Origin of the sequence: Methanobrevibacter sp. (genome assembly GCF_045603845.1) — an archaeon.
Lineage (GTDB): Archaea > Methanobacteriota > Methanobacteria > Methanobacteriales > Methanobacteriaceae > Methanocatella.
In genome coordinates this window covers 15,667-37,390 of sequence record NZ_JAZUMY010000018.1, presented here as the reverse complement: position 1 = coordinate 37,390, position 21,724 = coordinate 15,667, and the positions used below count along the sequence as shown (strand labels likewise).

General features: G+C 34.5%; 24 protein-coding genes. 18 read left to right on the top strand and 6 right to left on the bottom strand.

Annotation, left to right across the window (positions count from 1 at the left end; genetic code table 11):
• The first annotated feature begins 43 nt into the window (after positions 1-43).
• The 3 genes from fbp to ACKI2W_RS02225 all read left to right on the top strand — a co-directional run bounded on the left by fbp (position 44) and on the right by ACKI2W_RS02225 (position 7,023).
• A complete protein-coding gene (fbp, locus tag ACKI2W_RS02235) occupies positions 44-1,138 on the top strand; it encodes a fructose-1,6-bisphosphate aldolase/phosphatase (protein WP_407378905.1) in 1,095 nt (364 codons plus the stop codon).
• Positions 1,139-1,329: 191 nt separating this feature from the next.
• Positions 1,330-4,101, top strand: coding sequence for a transglutaminase domain-containing protein (locus ACKI2W_RS02230; RefSeq protein ID WP_407378904.1), 2,772 nt, complete (start codon positions 1,330-1,332; stop codon positions 4,099-4,101).
• A 126-nt stretch (positions 4,102-4,227) separates the two neighbouring features.
• Entirely contained in the window at positions 4,228-7,023 is a 2,796-nt protein-coding gene (locus tag ACKI2W_RS02225; RefSeq protein ID WP_407378903.1) for a transglutaminase domain-containing protein, read from the top strand.
• Here the strand turns inward: ACKI2W_RS02225 and ACKI2W_RS02220 are convergent, their stop codons facing one another.
• Positions 7,024-7,269, bottom strand: coding sequence for a DUF3781 domain-containing protein (locus ACKI2W_RS02220; protein ID WP_407378902.1), 246 nt, complete (start codon positions 7,267-7,269; stop codon positions 7,024-7,026).
• A gap of 74 nt (positions 7,270-7,343) precedes the next feature.
• Between ACKI2W_RS02220 and ACKI2W_RS02215 the strand changes: the two genes are divergently transcribed.
• From ACKI2W_RS02215 to ACKI2W_RS02205, 3 genes are all read left to right on the top strand, one after another.
• Positions 7,344-8,453 carry an ABC transporter permease gene (locus tag ACKI2W_RS02215; RefSeq protein ID WP_407378901.1) on the top strand — a complete coding sequence of 370 codons (1,110 nt, stop codon included), beginning with the start codon at positions 7,344-7,346 and terminating at the stop codon, positions 8,451-8,453.
• 8 nt (positions 8,454-8,461) lie between these two features.
• The gene (locus tag ACKI2W_RS02210) at positions 8,462-9,166 is read left to right on the top strand and encodes an ABC transporter ATP-binding protein (protein ID WP_407378900.1); all 705 of its coding nucleotides are present in this window, start codon (positions 8,462-8,464) and stop codon (positions 9,164-9,166) included.
• Between the two features lie 63 nt (positions 9,167-9,229).
• Positions 9,230-9,784, top strand: coding sequence for a hypothetical protein (locus ACKI2W_RS02205; protein WP_407378899.1), 555 nt, complete (start codon positions 9,230-9,232; stop codon positions 9,782-9,784).
• Between the two features lie 6 nt (positions 9,785-9,790).
• Here ACKI2W_RS02205 and ACKI2W_RS02200 read toward each other — a convergent pair whose 3' ends face one another.
• Both ACKI2W_RS02200 and pgsA read right to left on the bottom strand, forming a co-directional pair.
• Positions 9,791-10,042 (bottom strand): DUF357 domain-containing protein, encoded by a 252-nt coding sequence (locus ACKI2W_RS02200; protein WP_407378898.1) that lies wholly within the window; start codon positions 10,040-10,042, stop codon positions 9,791-9,793.
• A complete protein-coding gene (gene pgsA, locus ACKI2W_RS02195; RefSeq protein WP_407378897.1) occupies positions 10,039-10,605 on the bottom strand; it encodes an archaetidylinositol phosphate synthase in 567 nt (188 codons plus the stop codon). Before pgsA ends, ACKI2W_RS02200 begins: the two co-directional genes overlap by 4 nt.
• Before the next feature lie 57 nt (positions 10,606-10,662).
• On the opposite strand from pgsA, the gene ACKI2W_RS02190 reads away from it, so the two are divergent.
• Complete coding sequence (locus ACKI2W_RS02190; protein ID WP_407378896.1) at positions 10,663-11,244, top strand: L-threonylcarbamoyladenylate synthase; 582 nt, start codon at positions 10,663-10,665, stop codon at positions 11,242-11,244.
• Between the two features lie 8 nt (positions 11,245-11,252).
• Here the strand turns inward: ACKI2W_RS02190 and ACKI2W_RS02185 are convergent, their stop codons facing one another.
• Positions 11,253-12,212 (bottom strand): hypothetical protein, encoded by a 960-nt coding sequence (locus tag ACKI2W_RS02185; protein WP_407378895.1) that lies wholly within the window; start codon positions 12,210-12,212, stop codon positions 11,253-11,255.
• 111 nt (positions 12,213-12,323) lie between these two features.
• Here ACKI2W_RS02185 and radB point away from each other — a divergent pair, with 111 nt between their 5' ends.
• The 4 genes from radB to ACKI2W_RS02165 are packed head-to-tail and all read left to right on the top strand — an operon-like array spanning position 12,324 to position 15,362.
• Positions 12,324-13,028: a DNA repair and recombination protein RadB gene (radB, locus tag ACKI2W_RS02180; RefSeq protein ID WP_407378894.1), complete on the top strand. Its 705-nt coding sequence runs from the start codon at positions 12,324-12,326 to the stop codon at positions 13,026-13,028.
• A 56-nt stretch (positions 13,029-13,084) separates the two neighbouring features.
• Entirely contained in the window at positions 13,085-14,245 is a 1,161-nt protein-coding gene (locus tag ACKI2W_RS02175; protein WP_407378893.1) for a pyridoxal phosphate-dependent aminotransferase, read from the top strand.
• A 15-nt stretch (positions 14,246-14,260) separates the two neighbouring features.
• The gene (locus ACKI2W_RS02170) at positions 14,261-14,983 is read left to right on the top strand and encodes a DUF362 domain-containing protein (protein WP_407378892.1); all 723 of its coding nucleotides are present in this window, start codon (positions 14,261-14,263) and stop codon (positions 14,981-14,983) included.
• Position 14,984: 1 nt separating this feature from the next.
• Positions 14,985-15,362: a putative zinc-binding protein gene (locus ACKI2W_RS02165; protein ID WP_407378891.1), complete on the top strand. Its 378-nt coding sequence runs from the start codon at positions 14,985-14,987 to the stop codon at positions 15,360-15,362.
• A gap of 16 nt (positions 15,363-15,378) precedes the next feature.
• On the opposite strand, the gene ACKI2W_RS02160 is transcribed toward ACKI2W_RS02165, so the two are convergent.
• Together ACKI2W_RS02160 and ACKI2W_RS02155 are read right to left on the bottom strand one after the other, a co-directional pair.
• Complete coding sequence (locus ACKI2W_RS02160; protein ID WP_407378890.1) at positions 15,379-15,822, bottom strand: AAA family ATPase; 444 nt, start codon at positions 15,820-15,822, stop codon at positions 15,379-15,381.
• Positions 15,823-15,989: 167 nt separating this feature from the next.
• Positions 15,990-17,768 carry a ribosome biogenesis/translation initiation ATPase RLI gene (locus ACKI2W_RS02155; protein ID WP_407378889.1) on the bottom strand — a complete coding sequence of 593 codons (1,779 nt, stop codon included), beginning with the start codon at positions 17,766-17,768 and terminating at the stop codon, positions 15,990-15,992.
• Positions 17,769-17,920: 152 nt separating this feature from the next.
• Here ACKI2W_RS02155 and pth2 point away from each other — a divergent pair, with 152 nt between their 5' ends.
• The 7 genes from pth2 (at position 17,921) to ACKI2W_RS02120 (ending at position 21,712) form a co-directional block, all read left to right on the top strand.
• A complete protein-coding gene (pth2, locus tag ACKI2W_RS02150) occupies positions 17,921-18,259 on the top strand; it encodes an aminoacyl-tRNA hydrolase (protein ID WP_407378888.1) in 339 nt (112 codons plus the stop codon).
• Positions 18,260-18,316: 57 nt separating this feature from the next.
• Positions 18,317-18,973 carry a delta 1-pyrroline-5-carboxylate synthetase gene (locus ACKI2W_RS02145; RefSeq protein ID WP_407378906.1) on the top strand — a complete coding sequence of 219 codons (657 nt, stop codon included), beginning with the start codon at positions 18,317-18,319 and terminating at the stop codon, positions 18,971-18,973.
• Complete coding sequence (locus ACKI2W_RS02140; RefSeq protein WP_058738518.1) at positions 18,974-19,135, top strand: zinc finger domain-containing protein; 162 nt, start codon at positions 18,974-18,976, stop codon at positions 19,133-19,135. It begins immediately after the preceding gene.
• A gap of 18 nt (positions 19,136-19,153) precedes the next feature.
• Positions 19,154-19,423, top strand: a complete 270-nt coding sequence (locus tag ACKI2W_RS02135) for an elongation factor 1-beta (RefSeq protein ID WP_292796363.1) — start codon at positions 19,154-19,156, stop codon at positions 19,421-19,423.
• Between the two features lie 96 nt (positions 19,424-19,519).
• A complete protein-coding gene (locus ACKI2W_RS02130) occupies positions 19,520-19,981 on the top strand; it encodes a MarR family transcriptional regulator (protein ID WP_407378887.1) in 462 nt (153 codons plus the stop codon).
• Positions 19,982-20,211: 230 nt separating this feature from the next.
• Positions 20,212-21,465: a tripartite tricarboxylate transporter permease gene (locus ACKI2W_RS02125; RefSeq protein WP_407378886.1), complete on the top strand. Its 1,254-nt coding sequence runs from the start codon at positions 20,212-20,214 to the stop codon at positions 21,463-21,465.
• Between the two features lie 64 nt (positions 21,466-21,529).
• A complete protein-coding gene (locus ACKI2W_RS02120) occupies positions 21,530-21,712 on the top strand; it encodes a MarR family transcriptional regulator (protein ID WP_407378885.1) in 183 nt (60 codons plus the stop codon).
• Positions 21,713-21,724 lie beyond the last annotated feature (12 nt).

Here is a 21,724-nt window from a genome sequence, read left to right as displayed (position 1 = left end):
TTTTTAAGTTTATATAAAACTTAATTTTATTGAGGTATTTAAAATGAAAACAACTGTTAGTGTAATTAAAGCTGATATTGGAAGTGTTTCTGGTCACTGTGTTGCACACCCAGAATTAATGGACATTTGTGATGAAGTTTTAAACGAAGCTTTAGAAACTGGTATCTTAAAAGATTATTATGTTTCCCGTTGTGGAGATGACATTGATTTAATCATGACCCACGACAAAGGGGAAGAAAATGAAGAAGTACACAAAACCGCATATGATGCATTCATGAAAGCTACTGAAAGAGCTCGTGAATTAAAATTATACGGTGCAGGTCAAGACTTATTATCTGACACTTTCTCAGGTAACATCAAAGGTATGGGTCCTGGTGTAGCTGAAATGGAATTTGAAGAAAGACCATCTGACCCTGTTTTAGTGTTCTGTTGTGACAAAACCGAACCTGGTGCATTCAACTTACCAATCTTCAGAATGTTTGCAGATCCATTTAACACTGCAGGTCTCGTAATTGACCCAAGTTTACACGATGGATTCAAATTTGAAGTATTCGATGTAATCGAACACAGAAAAGTTATCTTAGACTGTCCTGAAGAAATGTATGTCTTGCTCGCATTAATCGGTTCAACCGGAAGATACGTTATTAAAAGAGTATGGAAGAAAAACGGTGAAATCGCAGCTGCAATAAGTACCGAAAGATTAAACTTAATGGCTGGTGAATACGTTGGTAAAGACGACCCGGTAGCAGTTGTAAGAGCACAATCCGGATTCCCTGCAAACGGTGAATGTGTAGATCCATTTGCATTCCCACACATGGTAAGTGGTTGGATGAGAGGATCCCACAATGGTCCAATGATGCCTGTATCCGAAGCAGAAGCAAATCCTATCAGATTTGACGGACCACCTAGAGTTGTTGGTTTAGGTTTCCAAGTAGCTAATGGTGAATTAGTAGGTCCTGTAGACTTATTTGATGACCCTGCATTCGATCCTACTCGTGAACAAGCTGCTAAAATCGCAACTTACATCAGAAGACATGGTCCATTCGAACCTCACAGATTACCTGCTGAAGAAATGGAATATACTTCCCTTCCTGGTGTAATGACCAAACTCGAAGAAAGATTCGAGGATATGGATTAAATTTAAAGAGATTTTCAAATCTCTTCTTTTTTTCACTTTTTTTAACAATCCACATAATTTATATATAATTGGATAATAAATTTTTATTTACATATTTAAATTTTACAAATTCTTTTAAAATTTTCGCAGTTTGAAGAGGTGGAAAAATTTCTATTAAAAGATATTCAATAATTTTTATCATTGTTTTAACATTGTTTCTTATTTTAGGTTCAGTTTCAGGGGCAAATATTGGTGATGCAAATCCTGTTTTATCAAATGATAATGGGGTTTATTCTTCACAGAATTTGGACCTTTCAGGAGATTCCACATCAGTGATAGGGTCTCCAGAGAGCAATTCACGGGATGATGTAAAACAAAGTGTTTTATCCGGAAACGACACTGAGTTATATTTTAATGATGGAACTGCATTTAAAGTTGTTTTATCAGATGGTGAAGGTTCACTGTTGGCGAATCAAAGCATAATTTTTACAATAAATGATATCAACTATACAAGAACAACCAATGATGACGGTGTCGCATCAATATCAATCAACTTAAAATCTGGAAATTATAATATCTCCTCTTTCTTTGCGGGAAATGAAAAGTATAACTGTTCTTCAACTACAAATACGGTAAAAGTATTGTCTACAATTGATGGAAAAGACCTTGTCAAATTTTATAGAAACGATACGCAGTATTATGCCACTTTCGTTGATGTTTATGGTAATCTTTTAAAGAATACGATGGTCACATTCAATATCAATGGAGTATTCTATCAAAGGAAAACGAATGAAAACGGTATTGCAAAGCTTAATATCAATCTTTTACCTGGAAAATACATATTGACGGCCACCAACCCAAATAATGGTGAGATGTATTCTAACAATATCACAGTGCTCACCACCATGCTGGCTTCGGATTTGGTGAAATATTATAAAAACGACACCCAATATCGTGTAAATGTATTGAATGGTTCAGGAAATCCTTTGGCTAATCAAAAGGTAACATTCAACATTAATGGTGTGTTCTATGACCGTACTGCCGATGCAAATGGCGTTGCAAAACTTAATATTAATCTTGGACCGGGCAATTACACAATCACTGCTGTAAGTTCTCTTAACAATGAAGTCCATTCCAATAATGTTGAAGTATTGCCTACTGTCTGTGCCGATGATTTGAATATGGCCTATAGGGATGGACATAAATTCACTGCACAGGTTCTTGATGGTACGGGCAATCCATTAGCGGGCACCAAGGTTGTATTTAATATTAATGGTGTTTTCTATAATCGCAATGCTGATGAAAACGGCACTGCCAGGCTAAATATTAACCTTGATGTTGGCCAATATGTTATAACATCTACCGATTACAGAGGGTTATCTGTTTCAAATAGGATTAATATTGAAAAATGCAATTCCACTATTGAAGATGACAATGTTCACATCATTGCAGGTTTGAATAGGGATTATACGGTTATATTGTCTGGTTTAAACAATAAGACAATTCCTTTTGCAGCTGTTGACTTCAAATATGATGGCACTGCCGTTACTGCAGTTACTGATGAAAAAGGAGAAGCAACATTCGTAATTCAAAATCCTCGTGAAGGCACATATTCAATTGAATATGAATTTAAAGGTAATATTAATTATAATCCGTTCAAATCATCCAACAAAATAGTTGCGGCCAATTCAACAACCGCACTGTCCGGAAAAGATTTGAAAATGCTTTATCATGATGGTTCCAAATTTAACGTCACTTTAACTGATTCGTCTTCTGTTCCTCTTGCAAACGAAACTGTCACGTTCAGTGTTTGCGGCAAATCATATAACCGCACTACTGATGGAAATGGTATTGCTAGTTTAAATATCAACTTAATGCCTGGCACTTATGAAATATCATACTCATATTCTGATGAGGATGCAACAGATTATAATAAAGGGTCAAATACTGTTGTTGTTTCAAAACTCCCGGCCCACATATCTACTGGTGATCTGGTCTTTGTTTATGGAGATTCTAAGCCATTTACAGCAACTTTAACTGATGCCAGCAATAATCCTTTGGAGGGCATTGGTGTTGCTTTCAATATTTGCGGCAAGCCATATATAAGAACTACAAACGCTTCCGGAGTTGCAAAACTGAATATTAACCTTGGTGTGGGCTATTATGACATCACCACATCATTGGATAATGCATTTTATACTGCAGGCAGCAATTCAAATCATGTTTTGGTTGACGGTTCTATTTTCGTTGCTTATGATATAACTGTCTATCCTGGTTACACTCGTGATTTTACATTAACTGTGCTGGATGCTTATAATAATCCTATTGTAAATGCAGATATTGAATTCCTATTTAATGGAGTGTCTAGACATGCATTAACTGATGATGAAGGTAAAGCCACAACATCTGTTGGAGGTTTATCTAAAGGGGATTATCTGATCTTTTATAAGTATGCTGAAAGGAATAATGCTGGTCAATCATATGTTTTTGTTTCAGAAAAACCGTTAAATTCCAAAAACACAGTTTCTGATTTGACTTTATATTTATCTGATTCTCAAAACTGTCAGGTTTCTAATCCGGAGATTGTTGCTCTTGCAAATAGATTGACTGGAGGTTTAACCAATCCTTTGGATAAGGCCAGAGCAATATTTAACTATGTGAGGGATAATGTGCGCTATGGATACTATTATGACACAAATTATGGTGCTGTGGGAACATTGCACTCCAAAGTGGGGAATTGTGTGGACCAATCTCATCTGTCAATCGCTTTATATAGGGCAGCGGGTCTTCCTGCAAGATATGTGCATGGAAAATGTGTATTCAACAGCGGTTCCAGTTATGGACATGTATGGACTCAGGTATTAATCGGTGATACATGGATTGTCAGTGACACGATAAATGCCAGAAACTCATTAGGCAATGTTTATAATTGGAATAACTATAATTATAAGCTTCATGGATATTTCCCATATATCGTATTCTAATATTCAATTTTTAATATATTTTTTTGGTTTTTCTATTAACAATATTTATATACTGTTTAAAAATATACATTAAATTACTAATACTGATTTTTTTTAGTATATTTTTATTCAAATTTCGTAATTATTGTGAGGGGTGGAAAAATTTCTAATACAAATAAAGTGATGCTTTTATCTATCGTCAGTATTCTGTTTCTTTTGATAGGTTCAGCTTCTGCGGCCGAAATAAATGGCACTGCAGAAGATATTGATGTTTATGATAACTTTATTATGGAGATGGATTCTCAGGATAATACTCTTCAGGAAGGAGTTATACAAACTGTTTTGTCTGGAAATGACACTGAATTATATTATAAAGATGGAACCGCACTTAAAGTTGTCTTATCAGATAGTGAAGGTTCTTTTCTGGCGAACCAAAGCATAATTTTTACAATCAATAATATCAACTATACCAGAACTACTAATGATGAAGGTATTGCGGCTATTGCAATTAACCTGAAATCAGGAACATACAATATTTCTTCTTTCTATTCAGGCAATGAAAAATATGCTCCTTTTTCAACTACAAATACTGTAAAGGTATTGTCTACAATCAGTGGAGAGAATGTCGGGAAGTATTATAGGGGCGACAGGCAGTATTATGCCACATTTCTTGATTCTCAAGGCAGTTATTTAAGGGACACCATGGTCACATTCAATATCAACGGTGTTTTCTATCAAAGGAAAACGAATGAAAATGGTGTTGCAAAGCTTAACATTAATCTTTTGCCGGGAAAATACATATTGACCGCTACCAACCCTGTTAACGGCGAGACGTATTCTAACAATATTACAGTTCTCACCACTCTTGAAGCTTCGGATATGGTAAAATACTATAGGAATGGAACTCAATATCTCGTAAACGTGTTGGATGGTGAAGGAAATCCTCTGGTTAACCAAAAGGTAACATTTAATATTAATGGCGTGTTCTATGACCGCAGTAGTAATGAAAACGGCATAGCTAAGTTAAACATCAACCTAGGGCCTAATAACTATACCATCACTGCCGTCAATTCATTTAATGGTGAGGTTCATTCTAACAATATAGAGGTTTTGCCTACCATATCTGCCGGTGATTTGAACATGGCTTACAGAGATGGCCATAAATTCACTGCCAATGTCTTGGATGATGTGGGAAATCCTTTATCTGCAAGCAGTGTCGTATTTAACATTAATGGAGTGTTCTATAATAGAAATACAGATGAAAACGGTACTGCCAAGTTGAATATCAATCTTGATGTTGGCGAATATATAATAACTTCCACTGATTATAGGGGATTGTCTGTTTCCAATAAGATTAATATCGTTAAATCCAACTCCACTATTGAAGATTTAAATGTCCATATTATCTCCGGTTTGGACAGGGATTATACAGTCACATTGTATGGTTCAAATAATAAGACGATTCCTTTTGCAGCCATTAAATTTAAGTGTAACGGCGTTGGAGCAACTGCAGTCACTGATGAAAACGGTGAAGCTACAATTCTTATTTCAAACCCTTCTGAAGGCAAATATTCTGTTGAATATGAATTTGATGGAAATATCAATTATTATCCATACAAATCATCTAACGTTGTAACTGCAGATAAATCAACTACAATCTTGTCTGGAAAAGATTTAAAAATGCTTTATAATGACGGTTCTAAATTCAAGGCCACTTTAAAAGATGCATCAGGAGTTCCAATTGCTAATGGAACAGTCAAATTCGATATTGGTGGCAATGAATATGTCCGCACCACTGACGGGAATGGTGTTGCTGGTTTAAACATCAACCTGATTCCGGGCACCTATGAAATTTCATACAGCTATTCTGATGTGAATTCTCCGGATTATAATGAGGGATCAAATACGATTGTCGTTTCAAAACTTCCTGCTTATTTATCCACTGAGGATTTGGCCTTTGAATATGGGGATAGTAAGGAATTCACTGCAACGTTAACTGATGCAAGTAAAAAACCTTTAAACGATACTCCTGTAACATTTTCCATTAATGATAAGCCATATGTCCGCACCACTGATGAGAACGGCGTTGCCAGATTAAGTATTAATCTTGGAGTGGGCTATTATGAAATTGTTACCTCACTTGACAATATGTTTTATGCGGCCAGCAGCACATCCAATCATGTTTTGGTTGATGGTGCCATTTTCATTGCTGATGATTTGTATTTGGTTTCTGGTTTTTCCAGGGATTATTCATTAACATTGCTTGATGCTTATAGAAATCCGATTTCAAATGTGGATATTGAATTCACATATAATGGAATATCCCAACATGCAAATACTGACGCTCAGGGTGTGGCCACAATAACTGTTGGCGGTTTGGCTAAGGGTGATTATCTGATTGTCTATAATTATGCTGAGAGAAATACGGCGGGACAGTCAAATATTCGTGTATCACAAAGTGTTTTGAATTCTAAAAATACAATCTCTAATTTAAGCCCATATTTATCAAGCACAAGTCATTGCCATGTTTCAAATGCGGAGATTGTTGCACTTGCACAGCAGTTAACCGGAAGCTATACTCAGCCTTTGGACAAGGCTATCGCAATATTTGATTATGTGAGGGATAATATACCTTATAGTTACTATTATAATACATATTATGGTGCTGTAGGAACATTGCATGCCCAAAAAGGAAACTGCGTCGACCAGGCGCATTTGTTGGTGGCTTTATACAGGGCTGCAGGTTTCCCGGCCAGATATGTCCATGGAACATGCGTATTCCGTGATGGTGATGTTGACGGTCACGTATGGACACAGGTATTGGTAGGCGGCACTTGGATTGTTGGTGATTCAATAAACACTAGAAACTCATTGGGTGATGTTGTTAATTGGAATAATGATAATTATAGGCTTAAAGGGTATTATTCAAGCCTACCATTCTAATTAACTCATTTTATGGGCGGTAATTATTGTGTAGCTTGATGCATTGACTGTAATTATGCAATCATCGATTTCTACATAGTAATTTTTACCCTCTTTTTTAACTTTTGACTCATTTTTAAGGATTTTGTCTTTACAATATTCTACAACATCTCCGCTTATTTCAAGGTTTCTGGAAATTCTTCCAACACCCATTTCAGTTGTATGTACTTTATCAATATTGTCAATTAGAATGTCTTTAGATTGCATTTTATCACCTGTTTATTGCATCTTAACCGTTGCTTAAATAAGTTATTTATATATTCAAGTTATAATTTATTATTATGTCATTTTTAAAGTTTATTATTAAAAATCCATTCAGGAGAAAGAACAGCGCTATACTTTCCATTGTAGGCATTTGTATTGGAATTATAGTCATCGTTGCTCTTGGTGGAATCACTAATGGTTTGGTATCTACTTTTGAGGATACTATTCATGCGGGAGGTGCTGACTTTTCGATTTCGGGAAAGGAAACTGGTGACTCTGCATACGGTACCAATACGATAGATGCCAATTGGACAGATAAGATAGCTAATGTCAGCGGTGTTGATGAGGCATATCCGATTTATGTTATTCTTACGTCGGTAGGTGATGATTATATGAATACTCTGATTGGTATTGATCCAAATGGAACGCAGCTGGCAGATATTTCAATGTCTGATGGTCGTTTATTTAAGGATAATGCATCCGAGGTTATTTTAGGCAAAATCTATGCTGACGACAATAATCTGTCTGTTGGAGATTCATTGAAAATAGATGGCGAAGACTTTGATGTTGTGGGAATCTATGAAACCGGAGACTCCAATATGGCCGGAGCGGTTTTCACTTCAATCAAAAAGGTTGCTGAAATCAATGATGATGAAGACAGCATTTCAAACATCTATGTTAAAGTCAATAAGGGAGAGGATGCACAAACTGTAGCAGATAGGATAGATTCAATGTATGGTGATAACATTACCACCATTTCTTCAGTTATGGAAATGGAACAGATGGGAAGCATGCTTAATATGTTAAGGGCATCATCATGGGGAATTTCTCTTTTGGCAATTGTTGTTGGTGGATTGGGCATTATCAACACGATGTTGATGTCTGTATTTGAAAGGACTCGTGAAATAGGAGTTTTAAAGGCTGTCGGCTGGTCAAATAGGAAAATTTTAACCATGATTGTCGGCGAGTCACTGGTAATCACTATTGTGTCTGCAGTCATTGGTTCTATTGTTGGCGTAGTGCTCTGTCAGCTTCTAGCTCCAATGATGGGTTTAAATCCACTATTCACTCCAGATATTTTTGTTCAGGCATTTTTAATCGCAATAATTGTTGGAATTATTGGTGGAATATATCCTGCAAGCAAAGCAGTTAAATTACCTCCAACTGAGGCATTGAGGTATGAGTAGGTGGTTTTATGAGTAATATTGTTGAAATCAAAAATTTAGTCAAATCATATGAAAATGGCCACATCAAAGCCTTGAATGGAATTGATTTAAGCATAGCTGAAGGTGAATTTGTATCCATTATCGGTCCTTCAGGTTCAGGTAAATCAACATTGCTTAATATGCTTGGCGCATTGGACTTGCCGGATTCCGGATCAATCAATGTTGCAGGTTATGATTTGCTGTCCAATAAAAAACTGAATGAATTCAGAGCTCAAAAAATAGGTTTTGTTTTCCAGCTGCATAATCTAATTCCGAATCTCTCTGTTGTTGAAAATATTGAGATTCCAATGTTTACTTCCAAGCTGTCCAATAGTGAGATGCGTTCAAGGGCTTTAAGTCTGCTTGATGATGTCGGACTTAAGGACAAGGCATCACTCAAGCCGTCAAAATTATCTGGAGGTGAGAGGCAGAGGGTGGCTATTGCCCGTGCACTTGCAAATGATCCTTCAATTATATTGGCGGATGAACCTACAGGATCTCTGGATTCAAAGACAAGTAATAAAATACTTAAGCAACTAATTGATTTGCACAAATCCAATAATGTAACTTTAATAATTGTCACTCATGATATGGATGTAGCCAGACTTGCAGATAGAATTATTGAAGTTTTGGATGGTAAATTAGTTAATGCATCTGACGATTCACTTCTTGAAAATCAAATTAATGTGGAATAATTTTCCACATTTTTTTGTAAAATGTGTAAAGTATTTAATTCATAAGATATAATAATGTTACATATGGTAAAGTTGAACATAAAAAGTGGTATTAAATTATCATTGCTGATGATATTTTTAATCATGATTGTTTTTTCAATATCTTCCGTAAGTGCTGCGGATGATGCTGGAAATGAAACGGTCATTGATGACAATTCCAATAATAACAATTCTATAAATTTTAATGGAACTTCTTCTAACAGCAATTCTTCATTTTCAAATATTTCCACAAGTTCCTTGGTTGATGGCAATGTGGATGTTGGGAAAACTATTGTGGAAGTCTCTTTAAAATCATCAGATAATGGAAATGCTTATGCAGATGTTTCTGTAGGATATGATGATTATTACGTTAGTGTAAATAATAAGGATTATCCGTCATTTTTCAAAATGAATTCCGGCTTTAAAAAGGCATCCTACGATAATTCTAAAAATATCTTGGATATAATTGCATTTGCTAAGAACAATCGTTTAATGATGAACCTTAATTTGTTAAATGTATCCAGTCAAGAGGTAGAGTTAAGCTTCATTGATGATTTAACTTGGAATTTAATAAATTTCATACGTTCATTATTTAACTAATTTTTTTTAATAATCATCAATGATGTCATGAATAATGCGTAGTGCATCAAGTAAGCCGTGAGAGTATTCAATACATCCAAATGCTGTTCTCATATCCTCTTTTTCAAGATAGTATTTGGAATCATTCCAGTAATCTACTGCCCGGTCATATACTTCCTTTTCTTTTCCAGTAAATTCAATATGTGCTACCTGATTCAAGTTTCTTTCTAATTTTTTAATATCTTTAGCTATTTTTTCCGCACTTTCCAGATCACTCATTTTAACGCCTTCCAGACATGATGAATTCTTTGTCCAACAGTTATGTATGATAAAATTACTAAAATGTAAATTACATATGTGAAATAAATCGGTTGGGTAAAGTATCCGATTAATGCACCAACCATTAATATAATCATACGAACAGCTCTTTCGGCTATTCCGATACTGCAGTCTACACCCTGTGATTCAGCTCTTGCACGAACATAACTGACAGTAATGGCTGAATGAATAGCTAAAACACCAATAAACCAGTCACAATATCCTCCAAAGATAATTCCTATATAGATAATTGCATCGGCAAAACGGTCCATTGTGGAATCCAGGAATGCTCCAAATTTGGATGTTCTGTTATGATATCTTGCAACTGCGCCATCTACAACGTCTAAAAATCCTGAAAGCAATATTGCTATACATCCAAGAATCAGTAGATGATTTGCAAAACCATATGCTGCCAAAATAGCAATAAATGGTGAAATAATAGTCACAATATTCGGATTGATATTTAAATTTCGAGCAACAGGATTCAATATTTTAGTTAACAAGGGTCTTAGACTTTCAAGCATACTTTAATATATGAAGAAATTATCATATATAATTATTTAAAAAATAAAGGTAATTTAATGAAAATATTAAAAACAGACAATCATAGTCCTGATGAAAATGTAATTAATGAGGCTATTGATGTATTGGCTAATGGTGGGGTTGTCATGTATCCTACAGACACTGTTTATGGTTTGGGTGCCGATATATTTAATAATAAAGCTGTTCGTCGGGTTTTTAAAATTAAGCAAAGAAGTCTGTTAAAACCATTGTCTATTTTAGTTTCAAATACTGATGCAATAGATTTAGTTTCCAAAATTTCAATTTATCAAAAGAACACTATTGAAAAATATTTGCCGGGTCCTTACACGTTTATTTTGAAAAAATCCACAATTGTTCCAAGGGTTGTAACAAGTGGATTGACTCATGTTGGTGTTAGAGTTCCAAACAATCAGATTGCATGTAAATTAGCTACTTTATTTCCAATAACTACAACAAGTGCTAATTTATCCAATGAGGAAGTCTTATCAACACCAGAGGATATTTTGGATCAGTTGGGCTGTGATGTTGATTTGGTAATCGATGTCGGGCCTTTGGATTCTGAAAATGCATCAACAATCATTGATTTAACAACACCTCAACCCACAGTTATAAGAAGGTAAAAAGAGAATTAATCTCTTTTCATCGGGTAAAATCCTATTATTCCAAGCAATATTAATAGCATAACTAAAGGATTTCCAGTCTTATTTTCAATTGATACGTCCTCTTTTGGATTTTCTTCTATTATGGTGGTTGAATTTCCTTGAGTTGAATTATCAACAGGAATGTTCATTAATGGAGAATTTTCCTCAGATATTTCATTCTGATTGTTTTCTGTTGTTGTGTTATTGTTGTTTGTTTCGTTTTGGTTGTTTTCTGTTGTTGTGTTATTGTTGTTTGTTTCGTTTTGTGTTGTGTTGTTTTCTGGTATTTCGCTTTCAAAGATATCTTCGAAATTGTCATCATTTTCACTTGAATTTCCTAAAATTTCATCATTAATGATATCTGAATAAGTTAATTTGTATCCGAAGAAATTTTGTGTTTTTGAGTTCACAGAATCAAGAACTTCAAAATCAAATCTTACTTTGGTTGTTTCATTCAGAATCTTTTCTTCACCATGATCGGGGATAATTCTGCCGGATTCTGCTAATTTCATAATGCCTTGGACTATTGTGTCATTATATACATAATAATCATCGGAAAACTTCCATATTATGTCCTGTGCTAATCTGGGATTTTCAATTGTGTAATTGTAATAATCAACAAATAAGATTTTCAAGTAATTACCAATTTCGTTTCCATTTCCATTATTAATTGCCGAAGAAGTGTTTTGGACTTTAAACTCCTGTCCTGCTGTAGTTTCCTTTTGGGCCAAATTAATACAGAATCCGTTGTAGCCATCACTAAAAGGAACATTTACAAAACCTCTATCTTCGGATTTCACCACTTCTCCAATCCTTTTGCTTTCATTTTCTTCAATATTATTCTCATTAGCTATTATTTCGTTTGTCTGATTTTCTGCAGATACTAATGTGATGCAGAGTGTAATTGCAAGTATTGATATGAATAAAGTTAATAGTTTCTTTTTCATTACTTTTTCACCTCTTTAAGGGAGTATTTATTCCATTAATTGATTTTGCTTATAAAGATTTGGTAACTTTTTGATGTCAATTATATATCTTAGTAAAACAAATCTATTCTTATGAAAGTGTTGGCTAATTTCGAGGATAATCTTAAGATTCCTACAAATTCACGTATTGATGATTTATTGAATGGGGGATTTGAAAAAGGTACTGTTACTCAGATTTTTGGACCTCCCAGTTCAGGTAAAAGTAATCTGACATTATTTTTAGCTGTTACAGTTGCTAAAACTGGTAAAAAAGCGATATATATTGATACTGAAGGTGGAATTTCTATTGATAGGATTAAACAGATTGCTGGTGATGATTTTACTGATGTTGCTAATAATATAATGGTTTTTGAACCAACTTCATTTCAGGAGCAGGGTGAAAATATAGGGGCTATAGAATTATGGCTTAGAAAAAACCATGATAGCACCGATGTGTTTATTTTGGATTCAGCTGTTGCGCTGTATCGTGTGGATGATATGAAATCTTCCAGATTGAATAAGGAATTGGGTAAACAGATGGGAAAGCTGTCAAAAATTGCAAGAAGTTATGACATTGCGGTTGTCGTCACAAATCAGATTTATAATTCTTTTGATGATGAAGGAAATAATGATATCAGGGCTGTTGGGGGAATGGTCCTTCAGTATTGGAGTAAAGTTATCATACAATTGGAACGTGGTGAGGAGACCGACCAGAGAATCGCAACTTTAAAACGCCATAGAAGCATTGGCGAAGGTCGGCAAGTTGTCTTCCGAATTACATCTCGTGGAATTAGTTAGCATTAATTTTATAAATAACTTAGAATAAATATTTACTTTGGAGTTATAGTGATATTATGAGTGATATAAAACACCCTGAGAAAAAATTTAAAAAAACTGAAAGGGTACCTCCGGAAGGATACGATTCTTCAAACGATTTCTTTGAAGATGTATTCATGGATAAAGACATGATTTGGATGGGTCAAAATACAAACCATCTTCACGGTGATATCATAGCTGATGCAATGGCTAGCTGTGTTAAAGAAAAAGAATATTGTAAGTACCCGCCTCCAGAAGGTTTTTCTGAACTTAGACAGTTGATTTTGAAAGATTTGGATTTTGATAATTGTGAAGTATTATTGACTGCGGGTGCGACAGAATCTTTATATTTATGTATGCAGGCATTAATTGAACCTGAAGATAATGTTATCTTATCTGATCCTGGTTATTTCATCATTGGTGATTTTGCAAACCGTTTTGGTACTGCAAGATATGTTCCTATTTATAATGAGGAATGTGGATACAAATTAACTCCTAAGTTATTAAGGGAAAATATGGATGAAAATACCAAAATGGTTATTTTAATTGATCCATTGAACCCATTAGGTTCAGCATACACTGAAGATGAACTTAAGGAGTTCGCTGAAATTGCTATAGAAAATGATATTTACTTATTGCATGATGTGACCTATAAGGATTTCGCAAGACAGCATTTCCTTGTTGAAAACTATGCTCCGGGTCAGACTCTAACGATTTACAGTTTCTCCAAAATATTCGGAATGGCTGGTTTGAGAATAGGCAGTGTTGTTTCATCAAAAGAAATAATTGATGTTATTAAAAATGCTGTTGTAAATGATTTAGGTGTTAATATCATAGCACAATACGGTGCAATTGCCGGTTTGAAATCCAAGGAAGAATGGGAAGGAGAAATTCGTGAAATCGCATTCACCAATCAGAGATTGATTAAAGAGATGGTTGATGAAGTCGATGGTGTATTCCTGCCTGTTTATCCGTCTGATGCAAATATGATGGCAGTTGATGTTTCAGGTGCCGGAATTAATCCTAAAGAATTATCAAATTACTTATTTAAACAAGGGGTCTTTGCAAGGGAAGGTGAATATACCTCAGAGTTATTTGGAGACAGATATTTACGTATAAGCTTCTCCATACCTACTGAAGAAATTAAGGTGTTCTGTGAAGAATTCCCTAAAGCTATTGAAGCATTAAGACAAAAATAATCGAGGGTAAATGATATGCGTATAAGATATCATCACCCCATTCCTAATTTTTATGAATTTGAAAATCCCGTCAGTCCTATAAATTCCATTTCCGAAAATATTTTAAATGAGTTAAATGAGATTGTTTTAGAAAAAGGTTTCATTGGAGTTAGTTATTCTGCCTTATCTGATGATTTTAAAAATGAATGGAATATTGATTGGGATAACATTCTTATTTTGAAATATAAGATGTCAGATGATATTTTAACGATGGACCCTTCAAAAGAAAAGACTGTTTTGGAGGATAAGGAATTTCAGGAGTTCGGACGCAGGACTTTTGAAGTCGCCGATTTTTTAAGAAAAAATAATTTTAAAGCTGATTTAATCCATCCATTAGATGACAGCGTCAGTTTAAGGGCTATTGCAATGCAGTCTAGGGATTGTATAATAACCAGAAGCAATATGTGCATGTTTAGGGAAGCATTGAATGTAGGATTTTTCATGATTAAGACTTCAATAGAAAATTTGCCTTTCAAAGATGAAAATGACATGTTATGGGTTGAGGATTTCTGTTCTACCTGTGGAATTTGCATTGACCGATGTCCTGAAGATGCTTTTGATGAGAATGGAAAATTTATTCGAAAATTATGCACTGCTCACAAAAAAGGATGTAGCAAATGCGTTTTGATATGTCCTTTTTACAAACAGGGATATGAAAAAGTTAAGAAAAGATATGACAGAAAACAAGCGAGAGGATAGTATGGATGATAAGATAGCATTAGTATCATGTAGTGGTTTAAGCCCATTAGGACTTGTTGTAAGAGCTGCAACTGTTGAGTTAGCATTGGACAATGATAATATTGTTGCTGCATGCATTACAGAATATTCTGCACAGCCGAATAACTGTGCACCTATTTTGGAGGATGCAAAAATTGTATCAATCACGGGATGCAGTGATGATTGCGTATCAACGATATTGGAGGAAAAAGACATAGAAGTCATTAAAAATATTGATGCGGAAAGTGTTGTTAAAGCATTTGACTTAAATCCTAATGATTCTATTAGATTGGATGATGATGGTGAAGAAGCAGTTAAAGTCCTTAAAAGGTTTATTTTAAGCGAACTTGCTTCAATCTGAATTTAAATTTCGTCACCTAAGAGGAAATCCTAATAGTTATGTATCTTCCAGCAAGTATTGATGCTAATTCACCGGATAATAAGTTAGGATCTGATCCGGAGATATATATGTCGCAATCAAGACAGACTCTATATCCATTAATGCTCTTTTCCCATTGCTCTACTTGTTGAATCTCATCAAAAAATAAATAAATTGTGCCTTCAAGATGTTTTGTTTTTTCATAAACTATTTTGTCTAGGTCAATATAATTATCAATTGAATAATATTTTGGGGATTCAAATGAAATGAATATGATATTGTCTCGGTTTATTCCTTTTTTTTCAAGTTCATCTGCCCAAATGTGTAATAAACTTGTTTTTTTAGATTTTCTACTTCCTGTGAATACTTTTACAAAATCTGAATCTTTGAAATCTTCTAGTTTTTCTAAATATGTTTCCCTTTTTATTTCATTTTTTTTCATTTTTTTTCTCCGAATATTCTTTAGAATTGTATTTTTTGAGAAGATTATTTTATATTTCTATTGAAGTATAAATTTTGTATTTTTTAAAATATGTATTCCTATAGGAATATAAAATTTGAAATATTGGTGGTGAGATTAATAAGAATTAGAAATAGGATGGACTATTTCTAATCTGATAAGTAATAGTATTCTCCTTTTTCTTTCTGTTCACGGTCAAGGTAACTGTCTAGCTTATTTACTCTAGGACGTTTTGTTTCTTTGTCACGTCTGAAAGTAATGTTGAGATTACCTAAAAATTCGTTCATTGAAGTTCTCAAATCAGTTGGCTTTGAAGCATGGCCTTCAAGACCTGGAGTACCGTTGAATACCATGGCTCTGTCTGAAATATAATCAATAAACACAATATCGTGATCTACAATAAGTGATGCTGCATTTCTGCTTTCAACCATCTTACGAATTACTTTTGCAGCAGTTAATCTTTGTTCAACATCTAAAAATGCGGTTGGTTCGTCGAATAGATATATTTCAGCATCTTTTGACAATGTTGCAGCAATTGCGAGCCTTTGAAGTTCCCCACCACTTAATTTGGAGACTTGTTTTTCCAGCATGTCTTCAAGTGCAAATGGAGTCATTATTTCACTTTCAAAGATTTTGCTGCCGTAACTTGGCGCATTCATATATAAAAAGTCACTTACGCTTCCTTCAAAGTCGCTTACGAGGTACTGTGGTTTGTAAGCTATTGTGACCTCTTCATCCACTTCGCCGGTAGTTGGCTTTTCCACACCAGCCAGCATTTTTGCAAAAGTTGTTTTACCGATACCGTTTGAACCGAATGCGGTAACTATTTCATCATAGAAAATGTCTCCTGCATCAGCACTTAATTTGAATCCGTCATAATCTTTTGAAATATCTGAATAGCTTGCAAGTGCATCTCCTTCATCTTCAGGTGTTGGTGGCCTGATTGTAAATTCAATAGGATTTCTGCGAATTCTCACGTTTTCTTCTGTTAAAAATCCATTGATGTAAGCATTAATACCAATTCTCACTCCTTTCCTTCCGGATACTACCCCATATCCTCCGGGAGTACCATATAATATGTGCACATTGTCAGATAAAGCATCGAGTGTAGCAAGGTCGTGCTCAATTACAAGAACGCTTTTTCCTTCTTCTGCAAGGGATCTTATTACTTTTACAGCATTCAATCTCTGGGATACGTCTAACCATGATGTCGGTTCATCAAAGTAATAGAAGTCACCTTCTCTTAAAACCGTAGCGGCTATTGCAACTCTTTGAAGTTCTCCACCACTGAGGTTTTCCATTTTTCTGTCAAGCACATTTTCAAGCTGCAACTCTTTACAGACGTAGTCGAGCTTGTCTCTTTCATTAACGTTTTCAAGCAAATCTTTAACTTTGCCTTTTACGACTTTCGGTAACTGATCAACCATTTGAGGTTTTAAGATAGCTTTAACTTCGCCGTTTGACAATTTTGAAAAGTAGCTTTGGAGCGCTGAACCTTTATAAAATTCAATCACATTATCCCAGTTTTCCGGAGGATTTTCAAAGTCTCCAAAGTTTGGAATCAGATTTCCGGATAGGATATTCATGATTGTGGATTTACCGATACCGTTCGGTCCTAAAAGTCCAAGCACGGTTCCTTCCTCCAGGCTTGGAAGTCCGAACAATTCAAATTGGTTTTGTCCAAATCTGTGAATAGGTTCGCCGACTGCTTCCGGCAAGTTAATAATACTGATTGCATCGAACGGACATCTGTTTGTGCAGATACCGCAACCTTCACACAGCTGTTCTGATATTAAAGGTTTTTTTGTATCTTCGTCTACAACGATGGTGTCTTCATCCATCCTAACGCCGGGACAGTAACTGATACAAAGATAATCACATTTTTTGGGTTGACATCTGTCCTTGTCAAGTATAGAAATACGAGTCATTAATAATCTCCTTAAATTAAAAAATAATCTTTAATACTTAAATTATGTATTTGATTGTTTTTAAATGTTAAGAAAAGATACTTTTTTTCATAAACATTAAATATTTTCATTTCTAAAATATTATTAATTAATCATCATATAAAGTGATTTTAATGAAGCAAGTTATGGTCGTAAGGACAGATTTAAAAATGGGTAAGGGCAAAATTGCTGCCCAATGTTGTCACGGTTCTATTGGAGCTTACAAAAGAACATCTCCCGATAAAATTAAAAAATGGGAAAATGAGGCTTATGCTAAGGTTGTATGTAAAGTAGGCTCTTTAGAGGAATTATTGGAAATTAAAAAACAAATCGCTCAGAGGAATATTTCACATTTTCTTGTAGTTGATGCTGGAAGGACACAGATACCTACATCATCCGTTACAGTTTTGGGTATCGGGCCTGATGAAGATGAAATTATTGATGAAGTGACTGGGGATTTGAAACTTTTATAGCATAACTATTAATTTAATGATAGCTATTTTCAATTAAATGTGGATGTGATTATTATCATAAAACAGGTTGTAAAAATCGGGGGAAGTTTATTTCCAGATTATGCAATAAAATTGGCAGAAAAGCTGGAAAATACCAATTCGCTCATTATTTTGGGCGGAGGTGAATTTGCAAATCTGATTCGTAAATATGACTCAGCTCAAAACTTTTCTGAAGAGGTAACTCATTACACGGCTATTGATTGCATGGATATCATTGCAAAACTTGTAAATGATAAGGTTTCTTCGTCAAAATTGGTTTTTACTCTTGATGATGCATTATCAATATCTGATGAAGGTTTTACTCCGATTTTTGTTGTTTCTGACTTTTTAAAAAAGGAAGATCCCTTTGAATGCTCATGGGATGTCACATCCGATTCAATTGCAGCTTATGTTTCTCACTGTTTAAATGCAAACCTTTTAATAGTAACAAATGTAAATGGTATATATACCCGAGAACCTAGTGAAGAAGGTTCCAAATTCATTAGTAAAATTGATGCGAAAAAACTACTAACTTTTGAAGAATCATCAATTGATTTAATGTTGCCTTCTCTTTTGATTGAATTCGGGACTAATTGTTATGTTGTAAATGGAATGTATCCTGAAAGGGTTTTATCTCTTATTGATGATAATATAAATGATTACAATTTCGATTACACACTAATAATAGGTGATTAGATGAAAGAAGTAGAATGTATTTCATGTAAACAAGAAATCCCATTAACTGGTCCGTTCGTTGAATTCGAATGTCCAGAATGCGGAGCAAAAATTGCAAGATGTGAAAAATGCCGTACCTTTGGTCACGCTTACAAATGTGAATGCGGATTCGAAGGTCCTTAGATTAATGGAGGAATTAGAATGGGTGAAGTTTTAACCACTATGAAAATCATGCCGGAAAGTCCGGAAGAAGACTTAGAAGCTATTAAAGCAACTATTGAAAGTTCAATGCCTGAAGGCGCTAAAATTCACGAAATTGCTGAAGAACCTATTGCATTCGGTTTAGTAGCTATTATCTTAAACTTCATCACCGAAGATGGTGAAGGCGGATCTGAACCTGTTGAAGAAATGGTTTCAGCTATTGAAGGTGTTGCCAGTATTGAAATTACTGGTGTAGGAAGATTAATGTAATCTTTCAAAACTTTTTCTTTTTTTATTTTAGACATTTATTGTTGCATTACGCAACATTTATATATATGAATATTTATAATAATTAACTGTGATAACATGAAAAATTATGAAGATATTATAAATAATTCGCCGTTTATTTTAAATCATTTGATTTCACTTAAGGAAACTCATGATTATTATTTAAAACAGTTTCTTAAAAAGGAAACAGAAATAACTTATTCTCAGTATTATATGTTTATGCTGCTTTACTTTGAACCTAATGTAAACCAGTCAGATATTGCAAAAGCATGTTTCATGAACAGAAGTGGTGTATCAAGAGCATTTTCCGAATTTGAAAAGAAAGGGCTGATTAAAAGGGATATTAATCCGTATAATAAAAGGGAATATATTACCACATTAACTCCAAAAGGATTGGAAACAGCTAAGTTTTTGGAGGAAAAAGAGATTGAATGGGATAATATGATTTGTGAGGAGCTGAATTTATCTCGTGATGAATTATTGGAATTATTATCCAAATTATCCATGAAATCTTTGATGTTCAATAGAAAACAATTTTAATCATCATCAAATAAATATTCTATTTCCGTTTCATCAATCAGGTCGGATCCGCATTCTTCACAGGCCATGTTTGAAGGGTCATTCAACGCACCGCATACTGAACAGGTTATCATTTCATCACCTTTTGTATATATTTTGTGAATATTTATATATAAAACTTATTAGCTCAGAACAATTTTCATTTGTGGCTTCAACAAGCTTTAAAAAGTACTTTAACTTACTAAATATTCATGTTTGAATTAGTAATCGCATGTTTTATAGGAATATTGATAGGTACAATGACTGGCATGGTGCCGGGGATTCATGTTAATACTGCCGGAGCAATCCTTTTTGCATCATCAACATTTTTATTATCATTTTTGAGTCCGGAATTTCTTTGTGTAGTGATGGTTGCAATGTCAATTGCCCATGCGCTGATAGAATTCGTTCCGTCAATGCTTTTGGGTGTTCCTGAAGAAGGAACGGCAACATCAATACTGCCTGGCCATAGAATGGTATTGCAGGGACGTGCAAAAGAAGTAATCCGTATAGTTTGTGTAGGGGGTTTTGGAGCCATAATAGTTACAATTCTGATGCTTCCAATTTTCAATATGCTTTTGCCGATGTTGCATGAAGCGTCCAAGCCTTTCACGTGGATGATTCTGCTTTTTGCTTCAATCTATTTGACATACAGCTTAACAGGTACAAATAGGGATTTCTTATGGTCTTTATTGCTGTTTATACTATCAGGAATTTTGGGATGGGCCATTTTTCAAACTCCAATTTCGTCCGGAGTAACGCTGATGTGTACTTTTTCAGGATTGTTTGGAATCAGCACTATTCTATTCAGTTTAAATGATAATTCAACGCTTCCTCATCAGAACTCATTTTATGATTTAAACATTGATTTCAATAAATTCAAAAGCATTTTCGCCGGAGGAATCACCGGAGCAATCTTGGGTTTTTTACCAGGATTCGGGCCTGCTCAGGGAACTGTAATTGCCCAGGCTGCAAGCGGAGCCAGTGATAATGACGATGATGACACGGTAAACTTTTTACTTGCAACTTCAGGTTTAAATATTTCCGACTGTCTATTTTCGTTGATGGCAATTTATATCATTGGAAATCCCAGAAGTGGTATTGCAGTTTATATGTCTTATCTGATAACGGACATGACTTTAAATCATTTATTGATTTATATTTTCGCATCACTCTTGGCAGTGTCTGTTTCTCTTGCATTGGCATTAAAATTGGGGGATTCTTTCTCTAAATTGATGGGTGGTGTTGACTATAAAAAACTTTCAATCGGAGTCATTCTGCTTCAAATTGTAATTCTGTTCATTTTTATATTTTATTATCAGGCTCCTGTAGCTTATATGGTGTTGGCTTTAATTACATCCACTGCAATGGGAATGCTTCCTCATTATCTTGGAGTTGGGAAATCTCATCTGATGGGTGTTTTGATTATTCCGGCTATCGTAATTTACATGCAGATGTTTATATGAGAGGAGATTTTAAATATTTTTAGAATCATATTTGAAATTGGATATTAATTTATCGGGTGATATTATGGATAATAAAGAAAAAGTCATAGAAGCATTCAGAAACTCTGAAGATCCGTTAAATGCCACTAAGGTTAGTGAAATTTCAGGTGTCGAGAAAAAAGAAGTTGACAAAATCATGAAAGAGTTAAAAAAGGATGAAACTATTGTTTCACCTAAAAGATGTTATTGGACTCTTGCAGATAAATAATTGTTAATTCAG